The sequence below is a fragment of the Streptomyces sp. NPDC003720 genome (genome assembly GCF_042875075.1).
GTDB lineage: Bacteria > Actinomycetota > Actinomycetes > Streptomycetales > Streptomycetaceae > Streptomyces.
Map to the genome: position 1 here is coordinate 1 of NZ_JBIANZ010000015.1, position 14,998 is coordinate 14,998.

15 protein-coding genes are annotated in these 14,998 nt (G+C 69.0%); 2 read left to right on the forward strand and 13 right to left on the reverse strand.

What is annotated here, in order from left to right; all coding sequences use genetic code 11:
* Positions 1-133 precede the first annotated feature (133 nt).
* The gene (locus tag ACFYU0_RS32555) at positions 134-667 is read right to left on the reverse strand and encodes a hypothetical protein (protein WP_389305881.1); all 534 of its coding nucleotides are present in this window, start codon (positions 665-667) and stop codon (positions 134-136) included.
* Between the two features lie 204 nt (positions 668-871).
* Between ACFYU0_RS32555 and ACFYU0_RS32560 the strand changes: the two genes are divergently transcribed.
* Positions 872-1,444: a cob(I)yrinic acid a,c-diamide adenosyltransferase gene (locus ACFYU0_RS32560; protein ID WP_351662956.1), complete on the forward strand. Its 573-nt coding sequence runs from the start codon at positions 872-874 to the stop codon at positions 1,442-1,444.
* 222 nt (positions 1,445-1,666) lie between these two features.
* Positions 1,667-3,487, forward strand: a complete 1,821-nt coding sequence (locus tag ACFYU0_RS32565; protein ID WP_389305884.1) for a glycosyl hydrolase family 18 protein — start codon at positions 1,667-1,669, stop codon at positions 3,485-3,487.
* Between the two features lie 71 nt (positions 3,488-3,558).
* Here ACFYU0_RS32565 and ACFYU0_RS32570 read toward each other — a convergent pair whose 3' ends face one another.
* The 12 genes from ACFYU0_RS32570 to glyA all read right to left on the reverse strand — a co-directional run bounded on the left by ACFYU0_RS32570 (position 3,559) and on the right by glyA (position 14,967).
* Positions 3,559-4,005 (reverse strand): DUF2550 domain-containing protein, encoded by a 447-nt coding sequence (locus ACFYU0_RS32570; RefSeq protein WP_389305886.1) that lies wholly within the window; start codon positions 4,003-4,005, stop codon positions 3,559-3,561.
* Positions 4,006-4,158: 153 nt separating this feature from the next.
* A complete protein-coding gene (locus tag ACFYU0_RS32575; RefSeq protein ID WP_351662947.1) occupies positions 4,159-4,536 on the reverse strand; it encodes a F0F1 ATP synthase subunit epsilon in 378 nt (125 codons plus the stop codon).
* A gap of 111 nt (positions 4,537-4,647) precedes the next feature.
* Entirely contained in the window at positions 4,648-6,084 is a 1,437-nt protein-coding gene (gene atpD / locus ACFYU0_RS32580; RefSeq protein ID WP_389305889.1) for a F0F1 ATP synthase subunit beta, read from the reverse strand.
* Positions 6,085-7,002, reverse strand: a complete 918-nt coding sequence (locus ACFYU0_RS32585; RefSeq protein ID WP_199212022.1) for a F0F1 ATP synthase subunit gamma — start codon at positions 7,000-7,002, stop codon at positions 6,085-6,087.
* Between the two features lie 21 nt (positions 7,003-7,023).
* Positions 7,024-8,616: a F0F1 ATP synthase subunit alpha gene (atpA, locus tag ACFYU0_RS32590; RefSeq protein ID WP_351662944.1), complete on the reverse strand. Its 1,593-nt coding sequence runs from the start codon at positions 8,614-8,616 to the stop codon at positions 7,024-7,026.
* 140 nt (positions 8,617-8,756) lie between these two features.
* Complete coding sequence (locus tag ACFYU0_RS32595; RefSeq protein WP_351662941.1) at positions 8,757-9,572, reverse strand: F0F1 ATP synthase subunit delta; 816 nt, start codon at positions 9,570-9,572, stop codon at positions 8,757-8,759.
* A complete protein-coding gene (locus ACFYU0_RS32600; RefSeq protein ID WP_351662938.1) occupies positions 9,569-10,120 on the reverse strand; it encodes a F0F1 ATP synthase subunit B in 552 nt (183 codons plus the stop codon). Before ACFYU0_RS32600 ends, ACFYU0_RS32595 begins: the two co-directional genes overlap by 4 nt.
* Before the next feature lie 38 nt (positions 10,121-10,158).
* The gene (locus ACFYU0_RS32605) at positions 10,159-10,398 is read right to left on the reverse strand and encodes an ATP synthase subunit C (RefSeq protein WP_053670587.1); all 240 of its coding nucleotides are present in this window, start codon (positions 10,396-10,398) and stop codon (positions 10,159-10,161) included.
* Positions 10,399-10,466: 68 nt separating this feature from the next.
* Positions 10,467-11,237: a F0F1 ATP synthase subunit A gene (gene atpB / locus ACFYU0_RS32610; protein ID WP_351663020.1), complete on the reverse strand. Its 771-nt coding sequence runs from the start codon at positions 11,235-11,237 to the stop codon at positions 10,467-10,469.
* A 273-nt stretch (positions 11,238-11,510) separates the two neighbouring features.
* Positions 11,511-11,948 (reverse strand): hypothetical protein, encoded by a 438-nt coding sequence (locus tag ACFYU0_RS32615; protein ID WP_351662935.1) that lies wholly within the window; start codon positions 11,946-11,948, stop codon positions 11,511-11,513.
* Between the two features lie 288 nt (positions 11,949-12,236).
* Complete coding sequence (locus tag ACFYU0_RS32620) at positions 12,237-13,577, reverse strand: MraY family glycosyltransferase (RefSeq protein WP_351662932.1); 1,341 nt, start codon at positions 13,575-13,577, stop codon at positions 12,237-12,239.
* A gap of 151 nt (positions 13,578-13,728) precedes the next feature.
* On the reverse strand, positions 13,729-14,967 hold the full coding sequence (gene glyA / locus ACFYU0_RS32625) for a serine hydroxymethyltransferase (protein WP_389305894.1): 1,239 nt from the start codon (positions 14,965-14,967) through the stop codon (positions 13,729-13,731).
* Positions 14,968-14,998: the final 31 nt, after the last annotated feature.

A 14,998-nucleotide genomic window follows, 5' to 3' on the forward strand; every position in this document is an offset into this window, starting at 1 on the left:
TCGTACTGGGTGTACTCGGGCTTTCGGCCGGTGCGGCGAGAGTGCGTGCCGGGCGTCGCGACGCAGACGCGACTTTGCGGACACGGCCTAGCGCCCGGCGCCGCGGGGGCGCCCCGCCGGACCCGGGCGCCGGTCAGGCGCTCAGACCCAGCACCTGCGGGTTCTCGCCGGGGAAGCTCCTGGGCATGCCCGGCACGTCGACGGTGCGGCCGTACACGCCGGCGAGGAACGCGACGGCGCCGAGCGGGAACTCCGACCAGTCGCCGTCGTCCCCGCGGACGACCACCGGCCACGCGTCCGGGTCGGCGGAGTCCGCCTTCCAGTAGAAGGCGTCACCCGAACAGGACTCCGCCCAGGAGATCAGGCCTCCCGGCCGCGGGAAGGGCACGTAGCCCTCGGTGTCGTCCATCTCGTACAGGTCCTGGAGCACCTCGTCCTCCCGGCACGCCAACGCCCACAGCGCCTCGGCGCCGGGTGCCGGCGACGACACCATGAGGAAGTCGTCGACGACCAGCACCGGATACGCCTCCGCCAGGCGGCGGAAGTCCGAGGGCAGCGCCGTCCCGAGGGCCGCCTCCAGGGCCGCCCAGTCCACGCCGCGGCCCTCCGGCACGCGCCACCGCGTCATCGCCGGAAGCGCGGCCTCCAGCTCTTCGAGCCCCGTCATGTCTCCCGCCCGTCCCCGACTTGGCCGTCCGTGATCACCGCACGCGGCGGCCTCCGCACTGGCCGCCGCCGAGCGCCCCGGAGCACGGCGGGCACGAGGACCGCTCGCCGCCGGGCAGCCGGTGCCGTCGAGAAGGGCGCGTACGGGCCGTGACAGTGAGCACACGCGGGCTCCGGACACCCGGAGCGTAACTACGCTGGTCACATGGTCAATCTGACGCGCATCTACACCAGGACCGGCGACCGGGGCACCACCGCCCTCGGCGACATGAGCAGGGTCGCCAAGACGGACCTCAGGATCTCGGCGTACGCCGACGCCAACGAGGCGAACGCGGTGCTCGGCACGGCGATCGCGCTGGGCGGCCTGGACACGGAGATCGTCGAGGTCCTCACCCGCGTCCAGAACGACCTGTTCGACGTGGGCGCTGACCTGTCGACGCCGGTGAAGGAGAACCCGGAGTACCCGCCGCTGCGGGTCGAGCAGTTCTACATCGACCGGCTGGAGGCGGACTGCGACCGCTTCAACGAGCGGCTGGAGAAGCTGCGCTCCTTCATCCTTCCGGGCGGCACCGCCGGCGCCGCCCTGCTGCACCAGGCGTGCACGGTGGTGCGCCGGGCCGAGCGCTCCACCTGGGCGGCGCTCGAGGTGCACGGCGAGGTGATGAACCCGCTGACCGCGACCTACCTCAACCGCCTGTCCGACCTGCTGTTCATCCTGGCCCGGACGGCGAACAAGGAGACCGGCGACGTGCTGTGGGTGCCGGGCGGGGAGCGCTAGGCGGGAATCCGGCGGCGGCCCGCGCTCTCCCCACGGGGAGGGCGCGGGCCGCTTCCGTTGCGCAAGCGGCGGCTGCGGCGCGGGAGTTGAGGATCCGGCCGAGTCGGGGACAAGTGGTCCAGACCTATTGACCACGTGGTCCAGACCTTTCTATTCTCGCGGCACCGTGGGCGTGAAGGCTCAGTCATGCCCCTGACACCCCCGAGAAGAGGGAGGCGCAGCATGCGCTTCAGACACAGAGCCGCGGCAGGGTTCGCGACCCTGTTGCTCCCCCTGGCCGGCCTGGTCGGTCTCGCGAGCCCCGCCCAGGCCGCGGCCAACGCGACGGCGAGCTTCACCAAGACCAGCGACTGGGGCACCGGCTTCGGCGGTCAGTGGACCGTGAAGAACACCGGCACCAGCGCCATCAGTTCCTGGACCGTCGAGTGGGACTTCCCCTCCGGCACGTCCGTGACCTCCGCGTGGGACGCGGACGTCACGAACTCCGGCACCCACTGGACCGCCAAGAACAAGTCCTACAACGGCAGCATCGCCCCCGGCGCCTCCGTCTCCTTCGGCTTCAACGGCGCGGGCCCCGGCTCCCCGTCCAACTGCAAGCTGAACGGCGACAGCTGCGACGGCACCACCGTCCCCGGTGACGCCGCCCCCTCCGCCCCCGGCACCCCGACCGCCTCCGGCATCACCGACACCTCGGTGAAGCTCTCCTGGGGCGCGGCCACCGACGACGAGGGCGTCAAGAACTACGACGTCCTGCGCGACGGCAAGGTCGTCTCCACGGTGACCGCCACCTCGTACACCGACACCGGGCTGACCGCCGGCACCGACTACTCCTACACCGTGCGGGCCCGCGACACCGCCGACCAGACCGGACCGGTCAGCGGCGCGGTCGCCGTGCACACCACCGGCGGCGGCACCACTCCCCCGCCCACCGGCGACAAGGTCAAGCTCGGCTACTTCACCGAGTGGGGCATCTACGGCCGCAACTACAACGTCAAGAACCTGGTGACGTCCGGCTCCGCCTCGAAGATCACGCACATCAACTACGCCTTCGGCAACGTGACCGGCGGCAAGTGCGCGATCGGCGACTCCTACGCCGACTACGACAAGGCGTTCACCGCCGACCAGTCCGTCAGCGGCACCGCCGACACCTGGGACCAGCCGCTGCGCGGCAACTTCAACCAGCTCCGTCAGCTCAAGGCCAAGTACCCCAACATCAAGGTGCTGTGGTCCTTCGGCGGCTGGACCTGGTCCGGCGGCTTCGGCGAGGCCGCGAAGAACCCGGCCGCCTTCGCGCAGTCCTGCTACGACCTGGTCGAGGACCCGCGCTGGGCCGACGTCTTCGACGGCATCGACATCGACTGGGAGTACCCGAACGCCTGCGGGCTGAGCTGTGACACCAGCGGGGCGGCGGCCTTCAAGAACGTCATGGCCGCGCTGCGCGCCAAGTTCGGCACCGGCAACCTGGTCACCGCGGCCACCACCGCGGACGGCTCGAACGGCGGCAAGATCGAGGCCGCCGACTACGCCGGCGCCGCGAACTCCGTCGACTGGTACAACGTGATGACGTACGACTTCTTCGGAGCGTGGGACGCCCAGGGCCCGACCGCCCCGCACTCCCCGCTCACCTCGTACTCCGGCATCCCGAAGGCCGGCTTCACCACCGCCGACGCGATGGCGAAGTTCAAGGCGATCGGCGTTCCGGCGAAGAAGCTGCTCATCGGCATCGGCTTCTACGGCCGCGGCTGGACCGGCGTCACCCAGGACGCCCCGGGCGGCACCGCCACGGGCCCGGCCGCGGGCACCTACGAGCAGGGCATCGAGGACTACAAGGTGCTCAAGACGTCCTGCCCGGCCACCGGCACCGTCGCCGGCACCGCGTACGCGCACTGCGGCAGCAACTGGTGGTCCTACGACACCCCCGCCACCATCGCCACGAAGATGGCGTGGGCCAAGAACCAGGGCCTGGGCGGCGCGTTCTTCTGGGAGTTCAGCGGCGACACCAGCAACGGCGAGCTGGTGAGCGCCATCAACAGCAACCTGTAGAACACCTAGGCGACATTGACGCTCCCCCCGGACTTCGTCCGGGGGGAGCCCCCCTCAGAGGGTGAACGTGGCTACGCCACGTTCACCCTCTGACCAGGCGGGGCTGCTTCCAGCCACGCGAGAAACCCGGTCAGCGCGTCTTCGCTCATCGCCAGTTCCAGGCGCGTGCCGCGGTGGACACAGGCGAGGATCACCGCGTCGGAGAGCAGCGCCAGCTCCTCCTCGCCCTCGGGGAGCCGGCGGCCGGCCACCTCGATGGCGGCGCGCTCCAGGACACGGCGCGGGCGCAGGGCGTAGGAGAAGACCCGGTACCACTCGATCCGGTCGCCGTTGTAGCGGGCGACGCCGTAACTCCAGCCCTTGCCGCCCGCGTCCGGTCTCTCGGGCACGTCCCAGCGCAGCGAACAGTCGAAGGTCCCGCCGGAGCGCTGGATCAGTCTGCGCCGCAGCCCGAACAGGAACAGTCCCACCACCACGAGCGCGACCACGATCCCGCACACAGTCAGAGCGAGGACCATCGGCACCGACCTCCTCGTCTCCCTGGCAGTGTCACTGCGCTAACAACTGAGTAATGAAACCGAAAAAACACCCACATCTGCCTCAGCCGCGGTCGGTACCGGATTGCTCCGGACCGACCGCGGCTGAGTGACGTCATCACACCGCGCGCTGGATCAACGCGCCGCCGTCGCCGCCCGCAGACGGACGTCGGCGCGGCGCTGTGCCTCCGCGTCGTCATCCGCCTTCGCGCGCTCGAGCTCGCGCTCCGTGCGCTGGACATCGATCTCGTCCGACAGCTCGGCGATCTCGGCCAGCAACGACAGCTTGTTGTCCGCGAACGAGATGAAACCGCCGTGCACCGCGGCGACGACCGTTCCACCATCACTCGTACGGATGGTCACCGGGCCCGACTCCAGCACACCGAGCAGCGGCTGGTGACCGGGCATGACGCCGATGTCGCCGGACGTGGTGCGCGCGACGACCAGGGTGGCCTCGCCGGACCAGACCTGGCGGTCGGCGGCGACCAGCTCGACGTGCAGCTCAGCAGCCAAGGGTGGCTCCTCGGGTCACCACCCGGCGGGGATGCCGGGTGTTGGGGTCAATTCTAGAGGGCGTGGACGAGGGGGCGGGACGCACCCGCCCCCTCATCGAGAGCACGGGGCTCAGGAGACGCCCAGCTCCTTGGCGTTGGCCTTGAGGTCCTCGATGCCACCGCACATGAAGAACGCCTGCTCGGGGAAGTGGTCGTACTCGCCGTCGCAGATCGCGTTGAACGCGGCGATCGACTCGTCGAGCGGCACGTCCGAGCCGTCCACGCCGGTGAACTGCTTGGCGACGTGGGTGTTCTGGGACAGGAAGCGCTCCACACGACGGGCACGGTGGACGACGAGCTTGTCCTCCTCGCCGAGCTCGTCGATACCGAGGATCGCGATGATGTCCTGGAGGTCCTTGTACTTCTGCAGGATCGTCTTCACGCGCATGGCGGCGTTGTAGTGATCCGCGGCGATGTAGCGCGGGTCCAGGATCCGGGACGTGGAGTCCAGCGGGTCCACGGCCGGGTAGATGCCCTTCTCCGAGATCGGACGGGACAGAACCGTCGTCGCGTCGAGGTGGGCGAAGGTGGTGGCCGGGGCCGGGTCGGTCAGGTCGTCGGCGGGGACGTAGATCGCCTGCATCGAGGTGATCGAGTGACCGCGGGTCGACGTGATGCGCTCCTGGAGGAGACCCATCTCGTCGGCCAGGTTCGGCTGGTAGCCCACCGCGGACGGCATACGGCCGAGCAGGGTGGAGACCTCGGAACCGGCCTGCGTGAAGCGGAAGATGTTGTCGATGAAGAACAGCACGTCCTGCTTCTGGACGTCACGGAAGTACTCGGCCATGGTGAGGCCGGCCAGCGCGACGCGCAGACGGGTGCCCGGGGGCTCGTCCATCTGACCGAAGACCAGGGCGGTCTTGTCGATGACGCCCGAGTCGGCCATCTCCTCGATCAGGTCGTTGCCCTCACGGGTGCGCTCGCCGACACCGGCGAACACGGAGACACCGTCGTGGTTGTTGGCGACACGGTAGATCATCTCCTGGATGAGCACCGTCTTGCCGACGCCGGCGCCGCCGAACAGACCGATCTTGCCGCCCTTGACGTACGGGGTCAGCAGGTCGATGACCTTGACGCCGGTCTCGAACATCTCGGTCTTCGACTCGAGCTCGTCGAAGTTCGGGGCCTTGCGGTGGATGCCCCAGCGCTCGCCCTCGTAGCTCTCGTCGACGTTCAGCACCTCACCGAGGGTGTTGAACACCTTGCCCTTGGTGAAGTCGCCGACGGGCACCGTGATGGAGTTGCCGGTGTCGACGACCGGGGCCTGGCGGACCAGACCGTCGGTGGGCTGCATGGAGATGGTGCGGACCAGGCCGTCACCCAGGTGCTGGGCGACCTCCAGGGTCAGCGTCTTCTTCTCGCCGGCGTTGGCCGGGTCGGCCACCTCGACGTGAAGGGCGTTGTAGATGTCCGGCATCGCGTCGACGGGGAACTCCACGTCGACGACCGGGCCGATGACCCGGGCGACGCGGCCCGTAGCCGTCGCGGTCTCAACAGTGGTGGTCATTTATCGGTCACTCCCCGCGGTCGCGTCGGCCAGGGCGCTGGCTCCACCGACGATCTCGCTGATTTCCTGGGTGATTTCGGCCTGGCGGGCCGCGTTGGCAAGACGGGAGAGCGTGTTGATCAGCTCGCCCGCGTTGTCGGTGGCCGACTTCATCGCGCGCCGCGTGGCGGCGTGCTTCGAAGCGGCCGACTGGAGCAGCGCGTTGTAGATCCGGCTCTCCACGTAGCGCGGCAGCAGGGCGTCGAGGACGTCCTCCGCCGACGGCTCGAAGTCGTACAGCGGAAGGATCTCGCCCTTGGGGACGGCCTCTTCCGCGACCTCTTCGAGCCGCAGCGGCAGCAGCCTGGCGTCGAGCGCGGTCTGCGTCATCATCGAGACGAACTCGGTGTAGACGATGTGGAGCTCGTCCACGCCGCCGTCCGCCGTCTCCTTCTCGATGGCCTCGATCAGCGGCGCCGCGACCTTCTTGGCGTCCGCGTACGAGGGCTCGTCGGTGAAGCCCGTGAACGACTCCGCGACCTTGCGCTCACGGAAGTTGTAGTGGGCGACACCACGGCGGCCGACGATGTACGTGTCGACCTGCTTGCCCTCGCGCTCCAGGCGCTCGGTGAGCTGCTCCGCCGCCTTGATGGCGTTGGAGTTGAAGGCGCCGGCCAGACCGCGGTCGCTCGTGAGGAGCAGAACCGCGGCGCGGGCCGGGTTCTCCGCCTCCGTGGTGAGCGGGTGCTTGGTGTTCGAACCCGTACCGACCGCCGTGACCGCGCGCGTCAGCTCGGTCGCGTACGGCGTGGAGGCCGCCACCTTGCGCTGCGCCTTGACGACGCGCGAGGCGGCGATCATCTCCATCGCCTTGGTGATCTTCTTGGTCGCGCTGACGGATCGGATGCGACGCTTGTAGACCCGGAGCTGGGCTCCCATGAGTCAGGTCCCTTCCTTACGTCACTTGGCGGCAGCGGCAGGAGTGTCCTCGCCGAGCAGCTTGCCGTCCGAGGTCTCGAACTGCTTCTTGAACTCCGCGACGGCGTCGTCGATCGCCTGGATCGTGTCGTTCGACATCTTCGCGCCCTCGCGGATGGAGGTGAGCAGGCCCGACTCCTTGCGGTGCAGGTAGTCCAGCAGCTCGCGCTCGAAGCGGCGGATGTCGACGACGGGGACGTCGTCCATACGGCCGTTGGTGCCGGCCCAGACGGAGACGACCTGGTCCTCGGTCGACATCGGCTGGTACTGGTCCTGCTTCAGCAACTCGACCATGCGCTGACCGCGCTCCAGCTGGGCCTTGGAGGCCGCGTCCAGGTCGGAACCGAAGGCGGCGAACGCCTCGAGCTCACGGAACTGGGCGAGGTCCACCCGGAGGCGGCCGGAGACCTGGCGCATCGCCTTGTGCTGCGCGGAACCACCGACTCGGGAGACGGAGATACCGACGTTCAGCGCGGGGCGCTGACCGGCGTTGAACAGGTCCGACTCCAGGAAGCACTGGCCGTCGGTGATGGAGATGACGTTGGTCGGGATGAACGCCGACACGTCGTTGGCCTTGGTCTCGACGATCGGCAGACCGGTCATCGAGCCGGCGCCCATCTCGTCGGAGAGCTTGGCGCAGCGCTCCAGCAGACGGGAGTGCAGGTAGAAGACGTCACCCGGGTAGGCCTCACGGCCCGGCGGGCGGCGCAGCAGCAGCGACACGGCGCGGTAGGCGTCGGCCTGCTTGGACAGGTCGTCGAAGATGATCAGGACGTGCTTGCCCTCGTACATCCACTGCTGACCGATGGCCGAACCGGTGTACGGCGCGAGGTACTTGAAGCCGGCCGGGTCGGACGCCGGAGCGGCGACGATGGTCGTGTACTCCAGGGCGCCGTTCTCCTCCAGCGCGCGGCGCACGCCGGCGATGGTGGAGCCCTTCTGGCCGATGGCGACGTAGATGCAGCGGACCTGCTTCTTCGGGTCGCCGGTGCGCCAGTTGTCGCGCTGGTTGATGATCGTGTCGACGGCCAGGGCGGTCTTGCCGGTCTGGCGGTCGCCGATGATCAGCTGACGCTGACCACGGCCGATCGGGGTCATGGCGTCGACGGCCTTGTAGCCGGTCTCCATCGGCTCGTGCACCGACTTGCGCTGCATGACCGTGGGCGCCTGCAGCTCGAGGGCGCGGCGGCCGGACGTCTCGATCTCGCCGAGGCCGTCGATCGGGTTGCCGAGCGGGTCGACGACGCGGCCGAGGTAGCCCTCGCCGACCGCGACGGAGAGGACCTCACCGGTGCGGTGCACCGGCTGCCCCTCCTCGATACCGCTGAACTCACCGAGTACGACGGCGCCGATCTCGCGCTCTTCCAGGTTCAGCGCGAGACCGAGGGAGCCGTCCTCGAACTTCAGCAGCTCGTTCGCCATGGCCGAGGGCAGGCCCTCGATCTTGGCGATACCGTCGCCGGCGACGGTGACCGTACCGACCTCCTCGCGCGAGGCCGCGTCCGGCTTGTACGACTGGACGAAGTTCTCCAGTGCGTCCCGGATCTCCTCCGGCCGGATCGTGAGCTCCGCCATCTGGGTTCCCTGCTCTCCTTGTTGGGCCCGAAGTTTCACTTTGGGGGGATGGGGACTCCCCCCTGAACGAGGTGAATCCTCTGCACGGCCCAACCAGGGCCGTAAGCACGTCTTGCGTTTTCTCGATTGCCGAGGTGTCGCTAGCTCGCCATGCGGCGGGCCGCGTCCTCCAGCCGGTCCGCGATGGAGCCGTTGATGACCTCGTCACCGACCTGCACCCGGATCCCGCCGACGACCTCGGGGTCGACGTCCAGGTTGAGGTGCATCCGGCGGCCGTAGAGCTTGGTCAGGGCGGCGCCGAGGCGCTGCTTCTGCCCGTCGCTCAGGGGCACCGCCGACGTGACGACGGCGACCATGCGGTCCCGGCGCTCGGCGGCGAGCCTGGACAGGGACTCCAGTCCCGACTCCAGGCTACGTCCACGCGGCGCGGACACCAGGCGCGCGACCAGACGCTCGGTGGCGGGCTTGGCCCGGCCGCCGAGGAGCCGGCGCAGCAGCTCGGCCTTGGCAGAGGCGCCCGCCGAGCGGTTGGTGAGCGCGGCACGCAGCTCGGTGTTCGAGGAGACGATCCGGCCGAACCGGAACAGCTCGTCCTCCACGTCGTCGAGCGTGCCCGTCTTCTGCGCCGAGGTGAGGTCGGCGACGTTCGCCAGCTCCTCCAGGGCGTCCACCAGGTCGCGCGGCTGCGACCAGCGGGAACGGACCATGCCGGCCACGAGGTCGGCGGTGGTCGTGCCGACCTGACCGCCGATCAGCCGCTGGACCAGCTCGGCCTTGGCCTCACCGGGCTGCGCCGGGTCGGTGAGGACCCGACGCAGGCTGGGCTCGCGGTCGAGCAGCGCGGTGACGGCCGCCAGCTCGTCCGCGAGCTTCGTCGCGTCCACGGACGTGGAGTCCGTCAGCGCGTCGAGACGCTCACGTGCGGCTGCGAGGGCCTCGCGGCTCGCTCCGTTCATCGCGTGGCCTCGGCCTTCTCCTCGAGCTCGTCGAGGAAGCGGTCGATCACACGGCTCTGCCGGGCGTGGTCCTCGAGGGACTCGCCGACGAGCTTGCCGGCCAGGTCGGTGGCGAGCTTGCCGACGTCCTGGCGGAGCGCGCCCGCGGCGGCCTTGCGGTCGGCCTCGATCTGGGTGTGACCGGCGGCGACGATCTCCTCGCGCTGCCGCTGGCCCTCGGCCCGCATCTCGGCGATGAGCGCGGCACCCTGCTCCTGCGCCTCCTGGCGCAGACGCGCGGCCTCGTGCCGGGCCTCGGCGAGCTGAGCCTTGTACTGCTCAAGGACGCTCTGGGCCTCGACCTTCATGGCGTCGGCCTCTTCGATGCCGCCTTCGATCGCCGCGCGACGCTCCTCCAGAACCTTGTTGATGTTCGGAAGCAGCTTCTTCCAGAAGAAGAAGAACACGATGGCGAAGGCGATGGTGCCGACGAGCAGCTCGGGGCCGGCCGGGATGAGCGGGTTCTGCTCGGTCTCCTCGGCCGCCAGCTGTGCCAGGTTGGCGATCACATCAGTGCCTTTCGTCGATACGTGTCGGTACGGATGTCTTACTTGGTACCGAACACGAACGGCATGACGATGCCGATGAGGGCGAGCGCCTCACAGAAGGCGAAGCCCAGGATCTGGTTGGCGCGGATCAGGCCGGCAGCCTCGGGCTGACGGGCGAGGGCCTGGGTGCCGTTGCCGAAGATGATGCCGACGCCGATGCCGGGGCCGATGGCGGAGAGGCCGTAACCGACAGAACCGATGGAACCGGAGACAGCGGCGAGGGTCTCAGTGGCAGCCATGGTGAATCTTCCTTCTCTTTACGGACCGGTGGGGGTTGGCCACCGGACGACCGGGGGTGTGTTGAGGCTCAGTGGTGCTCGGCGAGAGCGCCCTGAATGTAGGAGCAGGCCAGCAGTACGAAGACGTACGCCTGGACGGCCTGCACGAAAAGTTCGAAGCAGATCATGGCCATGGTCATCACGAAGGAGATGCCGGCGGCCGGGATCATCCAGCTGTTCAGCAGGTACCAGGAGGCGACGGTGAACATCACCAGCATCAGGTGACCGGCGAACATGTTGGCGAAGAGTCGCACCGCGTGCGTGAACGGGCGGACGAGCAGGTTCGAGAAGAACTCGATGACCATGACGAGCGGGAGCACCGCGCCGAGCGACTTGTCGTAGCCCGTGATGTTCTTGAAGAAGCCGACGAAGCCGTGGCGCTTGAACGTCAGACCGACCCAGAGCACCCACACGAGCACCGCGAGGACGACCGGGAACGCGAAGACCGAGGCAACCGGGAACTGGGCCAGCGGGATCACGGACCAGATGTTCATCAGCCAGATGAAGAAGAAGAGGGAGACCATGAGCGGCACCCACTTCTCGCCCTCGCGCTTGCCGAGCGTCTCGTAGACGATGCCGCGGCGCACGAAGTCGTAGCCGGCCTCGCCGATCATCTGCAGCTTGCCGGGGACGACCTTGGCGTTGCCGAAGGCGGCCCAGAAGAAGGCGATGACGACGACCGTGGTGACGAGCGCGAGCAGCATCACCTTGTTGAATTCGAAGCCGCCGACCGTGGCCATCGGCTTGAACAGGAACGAGTGCAGGCCCGGAGCCGGGAAGCCACACCCGTTGTCGGACATGATCCGACAACTCCAGTCAAAGGCGAGCTGGGTCTGGTCAGCACTCACCGCGGGCTCCTTCGGCGTGACGCATGGGTACGGCAACCTCGTTGTGTCGGCGCGGCGCAGGGCCGCTGATCGGCACCGGACTGGTGTTACGGATGTGGGGGCGGCTGGGGGGCATCAAGCCTCGCGATTGAGCAGGCGTCAGCTCGGATGCCCGCGCCCGCGATGCCGCAGTTGGCACCGGACGATAGCAGGAGATCTCACAGGCCTTTATCCCGCCCCTACCCCTCACGACGGCGGCCCCGTCTTCTCGTGCTTCTCACTCTTCGCCGAGTCGGGATCGACGTAGAAGATCTTGGCCTTCATGTGTGCGCGCGCCTGCGCGGCCATCCACACGACGGTCGTGACGACCAGCGACACGGCGAACGCCTTGGCGTTGAAGAGTGAGGTGCCCTTGAAGACGGCGACGAAGATCAGGAGGAGCAGCAGCTGCGCCATGTAGAGCATCAGCCCCATGGCCTGGAACAGCTGCGGGAGCGTTTTTGCCGTCCACTGCAGAACGTAGAGGCCGATTCCCATGAACAGGACGGCCAGCGCCGTGCCGACAGCCGCGCCGAGGGCGCCCTTGCCTCCCGCGACCGCGGCGCTCACGGCGACGGCGATCACGCCGGCGGCCGCTGCGGGCACAGCGATCTGCAGTAGGTTCCGGGCGTCATTGGACGGCATGGCGGCAACTCCGCTTTCACAGGGGGGCAGGTGTCGTCATGGACGAGCGTAGTCCCGGGCTGAGTAGTCGAGACCTCACACCGGCGGACCGTCGCACTACGGTCCTTCGGTTCTATCCGGGGTTCTCGTGAACCGTATCACAAACTATTTGATGAGGTCTTTACCTGCTGGGTGTGCTTGCTGTCACACATGAGTGTGATGGCGCGCGTCTGTGCAAAAACCCAGCCCTTTTGTCTGGTATTGGGGAGCTTTGCTCCCCCACGAGATGGCAATGCTCTAGTCAGATTCTTACCTTGTGGCCTTGCCGATACGCGAACGAGGGCCGATGGCGGTCGCCCCGTTGACCCCTGTCGTACCGGCCGCCACGGGGGTCCGCTCCTCGGACTCCGACGGCTCCTGCGCGGCGGCCTCCGCGGTCTCCCCGGACTCCGCGGACAGCTCCAGGTCCTCGGCCGCGCGGCGGCGCCTGCGGTAGCGGGGCGGCACGAAGTGCTGGGCCCACGCGGGCACCCGGGGCGTGAAGCGGGGCAGCAGGAGCAGGATCAGGCCGATCGCGCTCAGGAAGACGACGCCGAGCACGATCCACATCGACGCCGAGTTCACCGAGTAGGCGAGCGCGCCGAAGCCGATCAGCGCCGACCAGAAGTACATGATCAGCACCGCCCTGCTGTGCGAGTGGCCGATCTCCAGCAGGCGGTGGTGCAGATGGCCGCGGTCCGCGGCGAACGGCGACTGACCGCGCCAGGTGCGCCGGACGATGGCCAGCACCAGGTCGGCGGCGGGCACGGCGATGATGGTCAGGGGCAGCAGCAGCGGGATGTAGACGGGCACCGTCTGGTGCACGGCCGCCTTCTCCGAACCGGTGAACAGGGCCAGCGCGTCCGGGTCCACCTGGCCGGTGACGGAGATCGCGCCGGCGGCCAGCACCAGCCCGATCAGCATCGAGCCGGAGTCGCCCATGAAGATCCGCGCGGGATGCATGTTGTGCGGCAGGAAGCCCAGGCACATGCCCATCAGGATGGCCGAGAACAGCGTCGCCGGGGCGGCGGCCTCGATGCCGTACGAGTACCAGATCCGGTAGGCGTACAGGAAGAACGCGGCCGCCGCGATGCAGACCATGCCGGAGGCCAGGCCGTCGAGGCCGTCCACGAAGTTCACCGCGTTGATCGTGATGACGACCAGCGCCACGGTCAGCAGGGTGCCCTGCCACTGGGTCAGCGCCACGTTTCCCACGCCCGGGACGGGCAGCCACAGGATCGTCAGACCCTGCATGACCATGACGCCCGCGGCGATCATCTGTCCGCCGAGCTTGATCAGCGCGTCGATCTCGAACTTGTCGTCCAGGACGCCGATCAGCCAGATCAGCGCGGCGCCGGACAGCAGCGCCCGCGGCTCGTTCGACTTGGCGAAGACCTCGTTGAGGTTGGTCATGTGGTCCGCCACCAGCAGGCCCGCGCACAGTCCGAAGAACATCGCGATCCCGCCGAGCCGCGGAGTGGGTTCCCGGTGCACGTCACGTGCCCGGATCTCCGGCATCGCCCCCGCCACGATCGCGAACTTCCGTACCGGTCCTGTCAGCAGGTACGTCACCGCGGCCGTGATGCAGAGCGTCAGCAGGTATTCACGCACGGGCTTCCCCACAGGTCTCGCTGGCCATCACAGCCCCACACCCTAGCGACGGACGCATATGGATGAGGACTTCCGGGTAGCGACGATGGTTGCACGGGCGGCTGTGAGCCACCGCGCGCGTCGGGGTGCACACAGGTGCGCGTACCCCGGTTCACCCTGGATACGGGGGGAATGCGCCGGTCAGCTCACGCACCTCGGCCCGTGTCACGCCCGGTTCCGCCTCGCCCCGCAGCGCGGCGGCCATGAGCGCTGCGATCCGGACCATCTCCGGCTCCCCCATGCCCTGCGACGTCACGGCGGCCGTGCCGAGGCGCAGCCCGCGGCCGTCACCGTGGGGAAGGACACAGCAGTCCAGCACGATCCCGGCCGCCGCGAGCCGCCCGCGCGCGGTGCGTCCGTCGACGCCGAGCGGCGCCGGATCGGCGGTGACCATGTGGGTGTCGGTGCCGCCGGTGACCACGTGGAGCCCCTCGGCGGTCAGGTGCCCGGCGAGCACCCGTGCGTTGGCGACCACCTGGTGGGCGTAGGCGCCGAAGGCCGGGGCCGCCGCCTCGCCGAACGCGACGGCCTTGGCGGCGATGGTGTGCATCTGCGCGCCGCCCTGGGTGAAGGGGAACACGGCCCGGTCCACCCGCTCGGCCAGTTCGGCCCCGCACAGGATCATTCCGCCGCGCGGGCCGCGCAGCACCTTGTGCGTGGTGGCGCAGACGATGTCCGCGTACGGCACCGGGCTGGGCGCCGCTCCCCCGGCGACCAGGCCGATCGGATGCGCGGCGTCGGCGATCAGATACGCCCCCACCTCGTCTGCGACGTCCCGGAAGAAGGCGTAGTCGAGGTGGCGGGGGTAGGCGATGGAGCCGCAGACGACGGCCTTGGGCCGGTGGCTGAGCGCCAGGTGGCGGACCTGGTCGCGGTCGATGAGGCCGGTCTCGGCGTCGACGCCGTAGCCGACGAAGTCGAACCAGCGGCCGGAGAAGTTCGCGGGCGAGCCGTGCGTGAGGTGGCCGCCGTAGGGCAGCCCCAGGGCGAGGACGGTGTCGCCGGGGCGCAGCAGGGCGGCGTAGGCGGCCAGGACGGCCGAGGAGCCGGAATGGGACTGCACGTTGGCGTGCTCGGCGCCGAACAGCGCCGTGGCCCGCTCCACGGCCAGGCGTTCGGCCACGTCGACGATCTCGCAGCCGCCGTGGTGCCGGGCGCCGGGATAGCCCTCGGCGTACTTGTTGGCGAGCGGCGAGCCGAGGGCGGCCAGCACGGCCGGCGAGGTGAAGTTCTCGGCGGCGATGAGCTGCAGCGTCGTCGACTGCCGGTCCAGCTCCCCGTACAGGATGTCGGCGAGCTCGGGATCCTGGTCCCGCAGGACATCGGTCTCGAGGGTGCGGGTGACCGACATGGCGGGCTCCGGGCGGTCGACGGTGACGTGA